The sequence below is a fragment of the Metasolibacillus sp. FSL H7-0170 genome (assembly GCF_038593115.1).
GTDB lineage: Bacteria > Bacillota > Bacilli > Bacillales_A > Planococcaceae > Metasolibacillus > Metasolibacillus fluoroglycofenilyticus.
The window spans coordinates 511953-528524 of sequence record NZ_CP151964.1; the positions used below are offsets into that span (position 1 = coordinate 511953).

General features: G+C 36.2%; 14 protein-coding genes, 1 pseudogene and 1 other annotated feature. Of the genes and pseudogenes, 11 read left to right on the plus strand and 4 right to left on the minus strand.

From position 1 onward, the window contains the following. Positions 1-8: 8 nt before the first annotated feature. The 4 genes from sulP to MHH70_RS02425 all read left to right on the plus strand — a co-directional run bounded on the left by sulP (position 9) and on the right by MHH70_RS02425 (position 5113). Complete coding sequence (sulP, locus tag MHH70_RS02410; RefSeq protein ID WP_342472453.1) at positions 9-1730, plus strand: sulfate permease; 1722 nt, start codon at positions 9-11, stop codon at positions 1728-1730. A 387-nt stretch (positions 1731-2117) separates the two neighbouring features. After that, positions 2118-2576: a DinB family protein gene (locus tag MHH70_RS02415; RefSeq protein WP_342472454.1), complete on the plus strand. Its 459-nt coding sequence runs from the start codon at positions 2118-2120 to the stop codon at positions 2574-2576. A 93-nt stretch (positions 2577-2669) separates the two neighbouring features. Beyond that, positions 2670-2916, plus strand: a binding site (T-box leader). Positions 2917-2970: 54 nt separating this feature from the next. Then, positions 2971-4164 carry an MFS transporter gene (locus tag MHH70_RS02420; RefSeq protein ID WP_342472455.1) on the plus strand — a complete coding sequence of 398 codons (1194 nt, stop codon included), beginning with the start codon at positions 2971-2973 and terminating at the stop codon, positions 4162-4164. Then, positions 4145-5113 (plus strand): tyrosine recombinase XerC, encoded by a 969-nt coding sequence (locus MHH70_RS02425; RefSeq protein ID WP_342472456.1) that lies wholly within the window; start codon positions 4145-4147, stop codon positions 5111-5113. Before MHH70_RS02420 ends, MHH70_RS02425 begins: the two co-directional genes overlap by 20 nt. Before the next feature lie 81 nt (positions 5114-5194). On the opposite strand, the gene MHH70_RS02430 is transcribed toward MHH70_RS02425, so the two are convergent. After that, positions 5195-5350, minus strand: coding sequence for a transcriptional regulator (locus tag MHH70_RS02430; protein ID WP_066163079.1), 156 nt, complete (start codon positions 5348-5350; stop codon positions 5195-5197). 433 nt (positions 5351-5783) lie between these two features. On the opposite strand from MHH70_RS02430, the gene MHH70_RS02435 reads away from it, so the two are divergent. Then, positions 5784-7490 carry an EAL domain-containing protein gene (locus MHH70_RS02435; protein WP_342472457.1) on the plus strand — a complete coding sequence of 569 codons (1707 nt, stop codon included), beginning with the start codon at positions 5784-5786 and terminating at the stop codon, positions 7488-7490. A 101-nt stretch (positions 7491-7591) separates the two neighbouring features. Here the strand turns inward: MHH70_RS02435 and MHH70_RS02440 are convergent, their stop codons facing one another. Both MHH70_RS02440 and MHH70_RS02445 read right to left on the minus strand, forming a co-directional pair. After that, positions 7592-8962 (minus strand): hypothetical protein, encoded by a 1371-nt coding sequence (locus MHH70_RS02440; protein ID WP_066163084.1) that lies wholly within the window; start codon positions 8960-8962, stop codon positions 7592-7594. Positions 8963-9544: 582 nt separating this feature from the next. Then, entirely contained in the window at positions 9545-10783 is a 1239-nt protein-coding gene (locus MHH70_RS02445) for an IS110 family transposase (RefSeq protein ID WP_342471849.1), read from the minus strand. A gap of 618 nt (positions 10784-11401) precedes the next feature. Here MHH70_RS02445 and MHH70_RS02450 point away from each other — a divergent pair. The 6 genes and pseudogenes from MHH70_RS02450 to MHH70_RS02475 form a co-directional block, all read left to right on the plus strand. Next, complete coding sequence (locus tag MHH70_RS02450) at positions 11402-12388, plus strand: zinc-dependent alcohol dehydrogenase family protein (protein ID WP_066163087.1); 987 nt, start codon at positions 11402-11404, stop codon at positions 12386-12388. Positions 12389-12471: 83 nt separating this feature from the next. Next, positions 12472-12942, plus strand: a complete 471-nt coding sequence (locus tag MHH70_RS02455; RefSeq protein ID WP_107942746.1) for a GNAT family protein — start codon at positions 12472-12474, stop codon at positions 12940-12942. A 108-nt stretch (positions 12943-13050) separates the two neighbouring features. After that, complete coding sequence (locus tag MHH70_RS02460) at positions 13051-13461, plus strand: peptide ABC transporter substrate-binding protein (RefSeq protein WP_342472458.1); 411 nt, start codon at positions 13051-13053, stop codon at positions 13459-13461. Positions 13462-13923: 462 nt separating this feature from the next. Then, positions 13924-14250, plus strand: a complete 327-nt coding sequence (locus tag MHH70_RS02465; RefSeq protein WP_066163097.1) for a metalloregulator ArsR/SmtB family transcription factor — start codon at positions 13924-13926, stop codon at positions 14248-14250. Continuing rightward, positions 14243-15298 (plus strand): ACR3 family arsenite efflux transporter, encoded by a 1056-nt coding sequence (arsB, locus tag MHH70_RS02470; protein WP_342472459.1) that lies wholly within the window; start codon positions 14243-14245, stop codon positions 15296-15298. Before MHH70_RS02465 ends, arsB begins: the two co-directional genes overlap by 8 nt. 15 nt (positions 15299-15313) lie before the next feature. After that, a pseudogene (locus MHH70_RS02475) lies at positions 15314-15553 on the plus strand (arsenate reductase); the annotation flags it as partial. Between the two features lie 175 nt (positions 15554-15728). Here MHH70_RS02475 and MHH70_RS02480 read toward each other — a convergent pair. Continuing rightward, positions 15729-16523, minus strand: a complete 795-nt coding sequence (locus MHH70_RS02480) for an Abi family protein (RefSeq protein ID WP_342472460.1) — start codon at positions 16521-16523, stop codon at positions 15729-15731. Positions 16524-16572: the final 49 nt, after the last annotated feature.

The window sequence follows — 16572 nt, forward strand, 5'->3', positions numbered from 1 at the left end:
GTTTGGAAATGGAGAAGCTGCAAAAAGGAAGGTTTAAAGGATATTCGTTAGCGCGTTTTCGAAAAGATCTTTTATCTGGACTTATTGTAGGTATAGTGGCGATTCCACTTGCAATGTCCTTTGCGATTGCATCAGGAGTAAAGCCAGAATACGGTATTTATACAACGTGTATCGCTGGTATTATTATTGCATTGTTCGGTGGTTCTAAATATCAAATTGGTGGTCCAACGGGTGCTTTTGTTCCTATTTTATTAGGAATAGTTATTAGTTATGGCTATGAGGATTTATTGCTCGCGGGCTTAATGGCAGGTATTCTTCTTTGCTTAATGGGTCTGCTTAAATTAGGTTCTTTAATACAATTCATTCCGCGTCCTGTGACAATCGGCTTTACCTCGGGTATTGCAGTTATTATTTTCACAGGGCAAATTGCCAGCTTTTTAGGGCTGACAGGCATCGAAAAGCATGAAAAATTTATAGCAAATATGAAGGAGCTATTCAGCCATATTCATACGCTCAATATTTATAATCTTGTCATCGCTGTTCTTTGTTTGGCAATCATTTTAATCACGCCAAAAGTTTTGCCGAAAGTACCTGCTTCATTAGCGGGTATCATCATTTCGACAATTGTGGCACTAATCTTTTTTTCAGGGCAAGTACCTACAATTGGCTCGGCGTATGGTGCAATACCAAATACGCTACCACAATTTCAAATGCTTGAAATAACATGGGAGCGCATCGAACGACTTATTGGGCCAGCCTTTGTCATTGCAATGTTAGGTGGGATTGAGTCACTTTTATCAGCAGTTGTTGCAGATGGTATGACAAATACAAGGCATAACAGCAATAAGGAGCTTTTAGGTCAAGGATTGGCAAATATCGTAACACCGCTGTTTGGTGGTATACCTGCGACAGGGGCGATTGCGCGAACTGCTACGAATATTAAAAGTGGCGCTACTTCGCCAATATCGGGTGTAGTGCATGGAATTTTTGTACTGTTAGTGCTTTTATTATTTGCACCATACGCCTCGCATATTCCGCTTGCAAGCATGGCACCTATTTTAATGGTTGTAGCATGGAATATGAGTGAGCGCCATCATTTTATCCATATTTTGAAGCTAAAATCAGCGGATTCACTTGTTTTAATTGTCACATTTTTATTGACGGTATTTACAAGTTTAACAATAGCTGTTGAGGTAGGGTTAGTGCTAGCTCTTATTCTATTTACAAAGCAAATGATTGATGTACCTGCAATTTATAAAGTTTTGCCTGATCATTCAAGAAAAAATGCTAAAGTACAGCCGCATGTTGTCAATAGAGAGCGTGATTGTCCGCAAATTAGTATATATACAATTGAGGGACCGTTATTTTTTGGTGCAGCACAGGAATTTGAACAAACGATTTTAACAAACTTAACTACAAGACCGAAAGTATTAATTTTACGCATGAGCAAAGTTCCCTTTATGGATACAACTGGGGAAGCCTACTTTAGTCAAATCGTACAGCAGTTTAAGCTACAAGGAGGTACACTTCTCTTAACGGGGTTACAGCCGCGCTTAACAACCGTAATGAAGAAAAGTGGCTTGTTTAATGAAATTGGCAGTGAAAACTTTTTTGAGCATACAGGGCAGGCGATTGATGTAGCACTTGGTTTTTTAGATAAAAATAAATGCATCGGCTGCCAGCATTTCGCCTTTAGAGAATGTACGAGATTATCAAAAGGAGAAATATAACTTTCTGAATAATAAAGGAAAAAGCCAAACCTCTCAATTTACTGAGAAGTTTGGCTTTTTCGATTCAAGCTTTCTCACCTAAAAATTTTCGTAATGAATTGATAAAATAATCCTTTATATACAATGTCGAGTATTGTTGCAATACATAAAATGATGACAGCACCCAAAGTCACAATCTTTCGTTTTGACATTCCGAAAGCTCCTTTCAACGTCCAGCTTTTTCTATTTTATCATACAAATTTATCATGTAAAATATGGAGAAGAGAGCATATTTCATAATGCCTTTAGACGAAGTGAAGTGTACCATTATACATTCGAACGATTCTCACTTCGTTAGAATGCGATTTTACAAATAGAGAACAAGCGTTCCTTTTAGGGGGAGTATTGTTGGTTAAAGCAGAAATTATTAAGCATCATCTTGATTTTATGGAATTTGCCTGTTTTTTGCTTACGTTAGATAAGTGGCTATTGCGAAAACCTATTTCTGAAGGGAAGTGGTCTTCCGTAGAAATTATAGGTCACCTTGCTGCGTGGGATGAATTTGTGCTACGTGATAGAATCCCATATTTCTTTAGGAGAAATGCTTTTCCTGCTGGGCCTGATGTTGTTATTTTTAATGAACAAGCTGCTTTAACAGCTAGGGAAATAGAAGTGATTTTTGTTATTGATGCATTTTTAAATGGTCGTATTCAATTAGTGGAATGGCTAAGGGAAATACCGCGGGAGCTCTGGTTTGCTGAAATCAAAATTAATCAATCTACGCTCACTTTATCTAGCTATTTTAAGGGGCTAATGGAGCATGATTTGCATCATATGGGACAAATAAAGAGAATCATTAAATGTTGAGTAATAATAAAGTTCCCAAATATGAATTTGGGAACTTTATTATGGTTTTAGAAAATCATATAGACAACCAGAATAGCATTATGCTAAAATCAATAAAATACATTGAAGAGAAGAGTAAGTTTTTGGAAGCCTTAACAGAGAGCTCGGGATGGTGCAAGCGGGCAGGTGGATGGAAGCTGAAGCAAGGCTTGGAGTAGCACATCGGATTGGGTGCATGATGATGTGACGGGTCTCTCCCGTTATAGAGGCGCAGTATGATTGTACTGATAGAGGCATAATTAGCGATAATTATGTGAAATAGGGTGGCAACACGTGTCGCAAAGTCGATTCCGTCCCTAAGATAAATATCTTAGGAGATGGGATTTTTTTATTGCTCAAATAAGGAGGAGACTTTATGACACGGGTAAAAATTTATTTAATCATCAGTTTATTCATGGCTAATATTGGTGAGTGGATTTACTTTATCGCATTAAACTTAATTGTCCTGGCAATTACAAATTCGCCAGCAAGCGTTACTATTCTTTATTTGTTTGCACCAATTGCCACGCTATTAACAAATAGTTGGGCAGGCTCTATTGTTGACCGAGTGAATATAAAAAGGCTGATTATTTATTTATATCTTTCAAGAGTCGTATTGATGCTTATTTTAGTAATTACTACTCATCTGTTCACCATTTATTTACTAACCTTTTTCATTTCAATATTTACAGCCATTTATACAAATGCTGTATTTGTTTATTCAACAAAAGTGATTGTCCAAAATGAGCAACAACGCTTTAATGGATGGAGAAGCATGACACAGTCAGCAGGATTTATATTAGGTCCCATGATAGCTGGACTACTTTTCTTTATTGGTACAGCCAAACTAGCTATTATTATAAATATAATAGCTTTAATGATTGCGATGTTATTCTTTAGCAAATGTCCAAATAATATTACGAGCAACATAATAATTGGCGAACGCATTACTTTTAAGTTGATTAAATCAGATTGGATTGACGTAAGTTCATATGCAAGGAAGCATCTTTATGTTTGCTCGATTTTTATTATGAATGGCTTTTTTATCTTATGTTTAACAGCAATTGATTCGCTAGAAGCCGCCTTTGCAACAGCGACATTACAACTAACAGAAGGCTCCTATGGGTTGCTTGTCAGCGTAGCTGGTGCAGGATTTATTATTGGCTCAATTTGTAATATAAAATGGCTAGTAAAACCAATAACAGCAATGTTTTATGGTGTGTTATTTTGCAGTATTGGCTATTTACTCTATGGATTAGCTAATAATTGGTGGCTAGCAGCAGTCGGATTTTTTATATTGTCCTTTGCTATTAGCTTTGTGAATGTTGGTTTTACGACATATATTCAAAAAGTATTGCCATTGGCGATTTTAGGGAGATTTATTGCTATTTTTAGCTTGATTGAGGCAATGACTACAATTGCTGTATTACTACTATTTACTATAGGTACACAAATTTTCGCATTACGCGCACTCGTGCTGTTTGGTACTTGTTTATTATGGATGCTGACATTGTTATATGGAGCTTATTATATCAAGTATCGAAAGGGCAATGGAAGTGCTGTATACTAAGGGAGAGGTGAATGTTGTGCTTCCGAAAATTTTAAAGGATTTTTTAGTGTATTTAACGACAATTACAGGAAAATCACAGAGAACACGCAAAGAATATGAATATGATTTAGTATTATTTTTCAGATTTTTAAAGGCAATTGAACAGGATATTACGATAAAAAATTTACAAAAGATAGATATTTCTGACGTTACAATTGAAACGATTAGGGAAATTACGCTGGAGGATTTATATTTGTTTATGGAGTATTGCGAGGTACAGCGAGGAAATTCATCGGCTGCACGCGCACGCAAAGTAGCGACATTAAAATCATTTTTCAAATATTTAAAAGGCAAGCGCCGCTTAATTGAGGAAAATCCAGCAGAAGAACTAGAAACACCAAAAATCGGCAAAAAAACACCAGTATATTTAAGTTTACAAGAGGCTCAGCAACTCATTGCTGCAACGACAACACAGCCTTATAGCAAACGTGATTATTGCATTGTGATGTTTTTCTTAAACCTCGGCATCCGTGTAACCGAGCTATGCTCACTAAATTTACAATCGATTCAGGGGCAGCATATTACAGTTATTGGGAAGGGGAATAAGGAAAGAACAGTCTTTATGAATGAGCGTTGCTATGATGCATTGCAGCAATATTTACCGACGCGCCATACATATAAAGGGGATGGAGCAGAGCCGCTTTTTGTTTCACAGAAGGGGACGCGCTTTGCAAGACAGTCCATCGCCAAAATTATAAAGCAATTGAATACAGCAACATTGAATAAGGAAAAGCTATCGCCACACAAGCTGCGCCATACATCCGCAACATTAATGTACCGAGCGGGGGCAGATATTCGTAGCCTACAGCATATATTAGGGCATTCAAGTGTTGCAACAACACAAATTTATACGCATATTGAGGATGAACAAATTCAAGAGGTTATGAAAAATCACCCATTAAATGATTGATGCAAAAAACAAACTTTATGGACATTTCAAAGTCATAAAGTTTGTTTTATTTACGTTCTATGACGGCAGGATTATTCATACTTAAATACCCGCTCGCAATGTGCGTGCCTGTTCTGTGAATGATACTAGCTGCTCTTGAGATAACTGTATTAAGTAAAAATGAAAATTAACAGGCTCAATCCCAAACTGCTCACATTTTTCTAAATAATGCTCATAGCCTTCACGATACATTGACATTAAAAACACTCCTTTGTATTATAACAGTATTATTTATCTGTATTTAATATAGTACAGAAAAAGATACGTGTCAATAGTTTGTTTCAGAAAATTCTTACATTAAAATAGTTTACATAATATAATTATTGTTCTATAAACTTCAGTCGGTGTCCAAACACCTGCTAATAAAAAAGAACTCAGTCGTGTTGGCCTAAGCTTCAGTGCATGTCACAAATTTTGAAGAAATGCCGAAGTGACGTAGGTCGGTTAACTGTTATCACAGTATGGACAATCAACAAATTGTTACAAAACTGAGAAGTCTAGTACTATATTAATATTGATAGTCTTTAAATCACTATTGAATAGTAGAAAGGCAATAGATTATACTTATATATAGTGTATTTTTGTCTAAATCTCAATTATTGAGTAACTTATGAACGGGGAGAAACTTATAATGACGAATGACTCTCATATTTTAACGAATATGGAGCTTACTTATGAGGAGCTTAAAGATATAAAAGCGGCATTAGATCAATCAGCAATTCTTGCGGTTACAGATGGCAAAGGCATTATTACAAATGTAAATGAACGATTTTGCCAAATTTCCAAGTATAGTCGTGCTGAATTAATTGGACAAGATCACCGCATTTTAAATTCTGGACATCATTCGAAAGCTTTTTTTAAAGAACTATGGCGCACAATTGGCAAAGGGGAAACATGGAGTGGGGAGGTTTGTAACCGCGCAAAGGATGGCTCGCTTTATTGGGTACAAACGACAATCGTTCCATTTTTAAATGACAAAGGGAAGCCGTTTCAATATATTTCTATACGCACGGATATAACGGCTCAAAAAAATATAAAAAAATATACGCATTTTGCTTTCCATGATGATTTAACAGGATTACCAAACCGCCGAAGTCTATTGAAAACCTTGGAAAAGGAAATGGAAAACGCCCGAAAAAAACAATCAAAATTTGCTTTGTTTTTTATTGATATAAACCGTTTTAAAAATATTAATGATGGCCTTGGGCATAAGGTTGGCGATATGTTTTTACAAGTCTTTGCCAAACGTTTGATGAGTATCGATGATGAAAGAAATGCTGTTTTCCGACTAAATGGTGATGAATTTGTCTATGTTTTAAAGGACGTTTCACAAATTAGAGCAGCAGCACAAAATATCGTTAATCTATGCAAAGAAAGTTTTAATTTTTACGACTATGAATTTTATATTAGTGTCAGCATGGGGATTAGCATATTCCCAGACCACGGCAATACAATATCGAAACTACTACGCTGTGCAGACATTGCCATGTATGCCGCAAAACAAAAAAGCAGAAATAGTTATGTCGTATTTGAAGCAAATATGAAAGGTATTGATGATCGTTTGCTTCATCTTGAGACAAAAATTCATCAAGCAATACGAGATGACAGCTTCGAGCTTCATTATCAGCCTAAATATAATATTCAGGATAATGTAATGACGGGGATGGAGGCATTAATTCGCTGGAATGATCAAGAATTAGGTATTATGCCACCGGATCAATTCATTCCATTCGCAGAGCAATGTGGTTTAATATCCGCGATTGGGGAGTGGGTATTACGCAAAGCGACGGCTCAAATAAAAAAATGGAATGAGGCATATAATAGTGATTTACGTGTTGCGGTTAATATTTCTCCAATTCATATTGCAGAAACATCTTTTATTTCACGCCTAGAAGAAATATTAGAAGAAACTCAGGCGAATCCACAGCATTTAGAAATTGAAATTACAGAAATGTCGATGATGGACTATACGGATGAGTTAATCGAAAAAATTAAAGAGATGAAAAAAATGGGCATTGAAATATCGCTAGATGACTTTGGAACAGGCTATGCATCATTAAGCTATTTACGCCAATTCCCATTCGATGCATTAAAAATCGATCGTACATTTATTCAAAACATCCGCACAACATCTTCAGGTGAATCAATGGTCGCTGCTATCATTTCACTAGCACACGCATTGAACTTAAATGTAGTTGCTGAAGGCGTTGAACAATCTGAAGAATTAGATGTCCTAAAAAAGCATAATTGTAAATCTGTACAGGGCTATTTCTTTAGCAAACCGTTGCCTGTGGATAAATTAACGAAATTGATTGAAGAAACACGTAATGTAGAATAAAAGGCTGCTGGGAAAGCTCCATTTCCCAACAGCCTTTTTCTGTGTAAAGTTATTTTATTCCGTATTAACTACTGACATGTGCTCGATTGTTAGCCTTCGTTCTATTCCGACAGCAATTTTTCAAGCTGTATAAGCTCTTCCTTTGCAATAGAGGTGCTGTATTTATGCAGTAGTTGCAAGTTTATTTTAATCGTATCCTTATAAGCCTCATAAAGAGGGACTGTTAAATTTCGCAGCACAACTGGTACAGGATTTTTATGGTTGAAGCGCTTCATATATTTCAGCATAAATTCCTCGGACAATTGGCAGCTCGTATGCTCGCCAAGTGCTTCAAAATCAATAAACTTGAGATGCGCTAAAATAAAATCCTCAGCCAAATAGCGATTATAGCGGCAAATTTTCGTCCAGTTTAATTTATTGCGATAACGATGCAACCAATGTGGCTCTAAAACCGCACATAGTAAGTCTAATTGAGTCTGACTAACCGTAGCAATCAGCGTATCCATTTCTTTATTTGTCTTTCTTTTAAAGCCATATTGATCATATTTTTGACAAGCTAATGATGGAATCCCCTTTACTAAATGCTCACTACCACTCCATTTATTTGGTCCTACATCATATTCAAAAAATTGTAGCTCCATTTCCTCTTCAAATTCTTCAAATTCAAAATACGTAACTTCTTTATCCATATAGAAATGGTCGTCTGCAATAAACTGCTCTAGTTTATGTGCAAAATCCTCGTTAAATGGGATTTGTTGCTGCTGTAAAAAATCAATCAAATACTGCTTAAATGAGCTAGACAAACGATTTAGCACAGGATAATTATATTGCAAAGTTGGTGCAAGCTGCTCTAAATGCTCGATTAAATACTGCTCTGTTAAATATGGATTTGTTAAGCAGAGATGCTCAAAGCTTATCATGTGTAAGTACGGCTCTAAATCATTGATATGCATTTGCGCTGCACGCGAGCGCCAGCTAATATATTGTCTAATAAAGCGTTTACTCAAATGTGGGTGCTGTTGTTGAATTTCGAGCACCTGCTTCATCGATACTTGCTTAAGTATCGGTTCAATCGTTGCCGGATTAAAATTTTCCGGGAAAGTTAGTGCATTATATTCCTTTTCAATATCATATTTACGACGGTTTATATGAGTAGGGAAGCTATATGAACCAATTGAGCCTCGTTCCTCTAATAATATATAAGCAAGCTCCTGTTTTTGGTCTCTCGTCAAGCGTACATGCTTTGGAAACTTTACTGAAGCAAAGTACGTGACGTTGGCCATATCATAAAAAAACTTATAGTCGCCTTCCGCAGTGTACTCGCCGTTTGTCGAATTGCGACACCAATATAACAATGCACCATGAATAGGCTCATAATTTGAAAAAGTAATATTAGCGATAGAAAAAATATTATGTGACATCGAGTCATCATAAACAGCTTTTATAAAATCAATTTGTTTAATTTTTAGCATATCGAACCCCCTAAGCTATTATATACCGTAATAATCTAAATGTGTAGGAAAGCGCCGCATAGCAGTGGTTTTGAGCAATACCAAAGCGACTATATAAAATTTTCGCTATTAATGAGCCTTTTTAAATTCGTTTGAGAAATTGCTTTAATTTATAGTAATAGAAAAAATATTAAAATAGGTATGAAAAATAGCTTCCAATAATCCTTGTATGTTTATAAGGTGATTCATTTATTATTCACCTTCCCATATATGGTTAATTTAGAATGCATTTAAAATTATACAATTTTAGTCTTTAAAGAATCAATTGGAAAAGTAAGGTGTCTTCGGTTTTAAGACAGTTTCTTGCTTAGATCCAATTTATTTTTTGAAAATTTACTAGAAAAGATAAAAATGCTACGCTTTTAACAAAGCACAGTGGTGTAATGTCAACCATTAAAAACAGTAAAATTGGAAATTCTTAAGTGCTGTAACTGCTAAATGACCATTTTTAGGCGCACTCAAATAAACCTCGCGTTTTCCAACTAAAAATAGTTAAAAAATGGAAGTTTGGAAAACGGCTAAAGAAAAGTGAGAAATTGTTGGTTATTCTCTCCTTTCTTCTTTCGGAATGTACAACTGTTTCGTGCGTAGTAGCGAATGCACGAGTCGTACAAGTTTTCTAGCGGTTAAGACGAGAGCGCGTTTGTGTTGATGCTTGGTTACTTCATGGTATTTCTTTTGATAAAAGGCTTTATATTCGGTGTCATGTTTTCGTATGGCGTCTGATGCTTGCACAAGATAATAGCGTAAATACTTATTACCGGTTCGCATTCGGCTGGTATCCTCGGCTTCATACTCGCCTGACTGATACTGTGTCCATACTAAACCTGCATATTTCGCTAAAGCGTGATGATCATCAAAACGATGAATATCCCCAATCTCAGCGATTAAGCCCGCTGCGTACACGGGACCGATGCCTTTTACCGATGTTAATGTTTGTGGAATGCCTTTCATAATGCGCTCGATTTCCTTATCAAGACGCTTCACTTGGCTTTCGATGTGTTGAATGGTGCTTAAAATCACGGATAAAGAGAGATTAACCGGATCGGCCATCACTTTATCTAAACGGTACGAATTACGTGCGAGCTGCTTGAGATATTTCGCAATCTCTTCCGGCTCTGCAAAACGATTTTTGCCTTTCTCTTGAAGGAATTCGACCAGTTCCTCCAAAGGCATATCGGCAATGATGCCAGGGTCCAGTTCTTCAATGACCGCAATGCTTGTCGCACCGAATGTATCGGAGAACGGATTGTCTTGGCGTAAGCCACTAAATTTTAAGTACAGTTGATTTAACATGTACGTTTTATTACGCGCAATTTCATGGACTAAATGGAATCGTGTGCGTGTTAAACGACGCAGTGCATCATAGATTAAGGTTTCTTGCATTTCATGTGGCAATCGTCCAAAGCGTAGATGATCCGCAATAACCCAGGCGTCTACTTTGTCGTTCTTCGGTAACGTATCATAGCCCTTCTTAAAACGAGCTACTTTACGGGCGTTGAGCATATAAATCGCTGTTTGAAGATGGGGTAAGACTTTCTTACATTGTGCTTTTAAGTAATGGGCAAGGTGCCAACTATATTGATCCGTGGCTTCCATCCCAATTTTTAATTGATCTGTTTGATTTTTTTCCGCTGTTCGTACAATTTTATGAATCAAGGTGTCCGCACCTATAACATCATTTTGAACAGAAAAATCAGCGAGTGTGTGTCCCTCTCCATGCATGAAATGGACATGATGGGAGCGCAAACTCACGTCAATACCGACTAGCATTTGTGACATGCCAATCACCTCCTAAGGGGGAATTAATCAAGATACACTCAGACCTGGGTGCCCACCCGAATCATCGATGTCTGCCTCGTTATCAGCAATCGCAAGCAGAAGACCATAAATGAGCGCTACACTCTCTTCTAAACCTTGCGTCGCAGCCAGTGGTTAGACCTTCAATAATGAACGATGGGTAGCAGGCTTATTAAGCAGTACAATGGATGTCTGCAAGGAGGGAAAGCTATTTCCTGCGAATACCTTGTCTGTTCCATTGTCGCATGGACACAGGGCTGAGTGAACTATTTTGGATGAATAAAAAAGGACGAAGTACTGAAATGGAGCTTCCTCCATCCTTCGCCCATGTGCTATAAAATTAGGTTAAAAAAGTGTATGACAAATAAACAGGTAAGCACCTGTAGGCAATACTTAAAATAGTATTTAACAAAAAATGATGATTTCCTTTTGGCTCCCTCGGTAAAGCAGGGGTCAAACAGGTAAAACATAAAACAAGAGTGAGGGAGCCAATCGGCGACCACTTCCTATAGGAAATCCAACAGATCCCCCAGCTGTCCGGATCAACTGGAAATTCTATCGGAAAGAGCTCTTACTACTAATATACGAGGAGGAACAGTTATGAATAGAAAATATATTTCTTTCAAGAAATTTGGCAGTCCTGAAGATGTATTAGTAGTTGACGAAACAATGATTCAACCACTGGCAAGTGATGAAGTGTTAGTACGTATGTTAGCTAGACCCATTAATCCCTCTGATTTAATACCGATTAGAGGGTCTTATGCGCATCGAATTTCTTTACCCGCGATACCAGGCTATGAAGGTGTTGGAATCGTAGAGAAGGTTGGAGCTTCCGCCTGCAAAAGTCTTATTGGTAAACGGGTTTTACCTTTAAGAGGAGAAGGCACATGGCAGGAATATGTGAAAGCACCCGCAAACCTTGCTATTCCAGTACCACATACGATAGACAATTTTACAGCTGCTCAAATGTATATAAATCCAATAACAGCATGGGTTATTTGTACAGAAATATTAATGCTGAAGCCAACAGACGTGCTGCTCGTTAATGCTTGCGGCTCTGCAATTGGTCATATTTTTGCACAATTATCAAAGGTATTAGGTTTTCGCTTAATTGCCATTACTCGTAGTAATACGTACACAGAGCAGTTATTAAAATTAGGTGCATCTCATGTTATTAATACAACAGAAAATAGCTTACAGGAAACTGTTATGACGTTGACAAATGGTGCGGGAGCAAATGCTGCTATCGATTCCATCGGTGGTAGTCCCGGAACAGAGCTTGCGTTTTGCTTGCGACCTCAAAGTCAATTTTTAACGATTGGTTTGCTATCAGGCATTCAAGTTGATTGGGCAAAAATTGCTAAGGAAGCACAGGTGAACGCCAAAATATTCCATTTGCGTCATTGGAATAAAAGCATATCCGTCGCACATTGGCAAAACACTTTTCAGCAAATTACCGCGTTAATAGAGCGACAACAACTAACTTTAATGCCAGCAGTAGCCGAGTTTAATTTAATAAATGTAAAAGAGGCAGTACATTATGTAGAAACTGTACAAAATCGAATGGGGAAAGTTTTTTTGATTTAGATTAAAAGCAAATCCTTTAATTGAACAATACAAATAAAAGTGCTAAAGTATAGAAACAAACGTTCTGAAAGGGGGATATAGCAATGCAACTTTATTTTTACGAGGACAGATTCAAAAATAATATCGACCACTATGAATTGACTGAGGAACAGCTTCATTACACTAGTCATCCTAAAGAATGCATCAAATTATCCAATGAAGATTCCGATAGATATTCAATCTTAGCGATAGAAGATAAAGAACTTGTCACTTTTTTCGATTTACATAAAAATGAAGGCGTAAAACCCTATTCCAATAATCATCATGCCATATTAGTCAGGGCATTTTCAACTGATTTCCGCCACCAAGGAAAAGGCTATGCGAAAAATGCATTAATACTTTTACCTGAATTTATTAAAAAGAACTTTGGTGAAGTAAATGAAATCGTATTAGCTGTTAATCTTAAAAATATACCGGCACAGGAACTGTACAAAAAATGTGGCTTTGTTGATGAAGGTGTCCGAAAAATGGGGGAAAAGGGCGAGCTGATTGTAATGAGTTATCATTTATATTGAAATAGGGGAAATTATAACAAAAAAGAGGGGGAGTTGAAGTTAAAATATTGTAGCATTTTGTTTGCCCTAACATTATTTCTTTCTGCTTGTAGCAATGAGGTAAAGCCAATGGAGCATCTAGCAGAAATATATAGCATTGCACTGGACACCATTATGGAGCACGATGCAGCATTAAGCGATGCGATAAAATATATAGCGATTGATATGAGCAACTTTGATGAAGTGGGTGAAAGTGATAAAGAAGCAATTTTAAGTTATTTTAAGAAAAAATACAAAGTTGAAGTAATGGATGCTACCTTTGAGCAACTGAAAGAACAAGGATTATATGATGCGGATACACTGGCTTTGAACGGTGTACTTCTAAAAATTGAAAAAGTTGATTTTAAAGCAAACAACGAAATCCTTTTTGAAGGTTCCAAATATCGCTCCGGTCTTGGGGCTGTTGGAATAAAACTTACAGTTCATTATAAAGATAATAAGTGGCTATTTAAAGATGTGAAAATGATTTGGATTAGTTAAATATTATTGTGTTGGTGGTTGCTTTTGTTGAAAATTTTAAAATGAAGAAAATGATAAAATGGCTTAGTTTTATTTGACGAACTAAGCTATTTTTATGCTGAAATTACAAAATTTCAATGCTTGTGCTAGTAAAAAAATTTGGAGGGACGTTTCCTTTAATTTTTTTATACAAAATAAAATGTGAGGGTGTCACTTCTGTAGTTTCATTGTTTTAATCGCTTTTTGTTTCGAAAACGTAGCAACAGATACAGAAATCTTCTACCTCTATAGGAGGCAAGATGAATACAAGCATCATACGAAAAACTTTGGAGTAATTGCATAAATAGGAAATAGTCCTTGTATTTATTTTTGAGTTCTCATAATATAAGTATATAGTTATATACAAATGTAATCACCTATTCATCTGGGTGATTTTATTTAAAATTATATATAAGTAAATACTTATATAGGGAGGGCAAATTCATGGAAAACACATTAATTGAAAAACAATTAAAAGCAGCAGCCGACTTGAATCGTATCAAATTGCTTGCATGCATGAAGAATGGGGAGGTATGTGTATGTGATTTTGTGGATATTTTAGAGATTTCGCAACCTGCTGTGAGTCAACATTTACGGAAATTAAAGGAGGCAGGCATTATTACGGAACGAAAAGTGGGAACTTGGAAACATTATCGTTTAGTGGAGGAACAAACGCCATTGATGAGAGGCATTTTAGAACAAATCCAACCTTTAACTAGCTGCAATTGTATTTCTGATTGTTGTCATGTAGGAGGAAATATTAATGAGTAATGATTCTTTAGTAAAACAATTGTCCTTTCTTGATCGTTACCTTACTCTTTGGATATTTGTTGCGATGGGCATAGGTGTTGTATTAAGTGTGACAATACCCGATATTGGGGAAGCACTAGAAGCTATGTCGATTGGTACAACATCAATACCGATTGCTCTAGGACTTATTGTGATGATGTATCCACCATTAGCAAAAGTAAAATATGAGGAAATGTGGCGTGTATTTAAAGACTGGAAAGTGCTTTTACTATCGCTTTTTCAGAATTGGTTACTTGGCCCATTCTTAATGTTCTTTTTGGCGATTATTTTCTTGCATGATTATCCAGAGTATATGGCTGGACTCATTATGATTGGGCTAGCTCGATGTATTGCGATGGTCATTGTGTGGAATGATTTAGCAAGAGGGGATCGCGAATACGTCGCTGGTCTAGTTGCCTTTAATTCTATTTTCCAAATCGTAACCTATTCGATATTTGCGTACTTTTTCTTAAATGTATTGCCTGGTTGGTTTGGTTTAAAAAACTTCCACGTATCCATTTCCATGTGGGAAATTACAAAGAGCGTGTTGATTTATTTAGGGCTTCCGTTTGCTGCGGGTTTCCTCACACGTTGGATTGGTATCAAAACAAAAGGGAAAGAGTGGTATGAGGAAAAGTTCTTATCAAAGATTTCACCACTTACTTTAATTGCACTGCTATTTACGATTGTGATGATGTTTGCTTTAAAAGGTGAGAAACTAGTCGAGCTCCCATTTGATGTAGTGCGTATCGCAATTCCATTATTCATTTATTTTGTCATTATGTTTATTGTTTCATTCTTTTCTTCACGCAAAGCTGGCGCATCCTATCCTGTTACAGCAGCGCTTTCATTTACAGCTGCAAGTAACAACTTTGAACTAGCAATTGCCGTAGCCGTAGGTGTGTTTGGGCTTCACAGTGGTGTGGCGTTTGCGACAGTTATTGGACCGCTTGTTGAAGTACCTGTTCTCATCGGGCTTGTATGGGTTGCCTTACGTTGGCAGAAAAAATACTTTAAAACTAATAATTGATAAGGAGCAATGAACATGACAAAAACACTTTATTTCTTATGTACAGGGAATTCTTGCCGTAGCCAAATGGCGGAAGGCTGGGCTAGAAAATTATTGCCCTCCGATTGGACGGTAAAAAGCGCTGGCATTGAAGCACATGGGGTCAATCTGAAGGCTGTTCAAGCGATGGCGGAGGTAGATATTGATATATCAAATCAGACATCAAACTTAATTGACGTTGAAACATTGAATCAGGCAACATTAGTTGTAACTATTTAATGCTTTAATTTTTGCCAATCTGTAATTTTCTTTCTACCCATTCTTTCAAGGATTTTTAAAAATAACTCACGTTTTCTTTTCGAATTACAATTTCTATAGGTTGTTTTTATAAGCATACTAATTTCAGATAAATTTTCAAATTGAGCTAAAACGAGCAATGTATCAAATAGTTTTAGTTCATAATCCAACTGATTGCCGAATCGATTTTCAAATTGGAAGGTGTTCTATATCTGTTAACTAGTTGAAAGTGCGCACAAGTATTTCTCAATTCTATGAAAATACGAATAGAATTAATAAATTTTTCTTTATCCGTAGCATATTCAATTCCCATATCCATTATGACCTTTTCAAAAATCTTTTTTTCATAGGCAAGAAGTAGTTGGAATGGGGGACCAAACTCTAAAACCTTTATAGTCATCCAAAATGGTGGATCATCATATGTATTAAAAAAACTATATTTCGATTTACAGAAATCAATAAAATCACTATATTCGCGTAAATTTCTCAAGTTAAACATTTTATGACCAGAAACATTTTTTCTAATATCAGATGGGAGACTCAGATGATGTGAAGAACTTATTGGATTAGAATAGAGTGAAATATCAATGTAACATCTCGCTTTTGATGGTGATGTATAATGTTTTTCACAAAAACGATAGGCCATAGATGTCTTTAACCTTGTTTCAAACCTATCCAACGATTTCAATAGCAATACATTCATATTTTTGTCAAGATTGTATAAAAACAAAAAATCCTCAAAATAAAATTGATTATATTTTTTATCTGCAGCTTTAGAATCCACTAGCATTAATGTCTCAAAGCCATTTATTAAGTCAAAATAATTTTTCTCTAGTAGCACTTTTTTTGCGTACTGTTCATCTTGAATAATCAATCCACGACTTTTTAATAATAATACTTGGTCATCTAAAGAAGAAAACATTTTTGTAGTATGTAACTTGTTACTCAATCGACTCTCCTCCTTTATTATACGTATATTAAATATAACAAAAATGTGA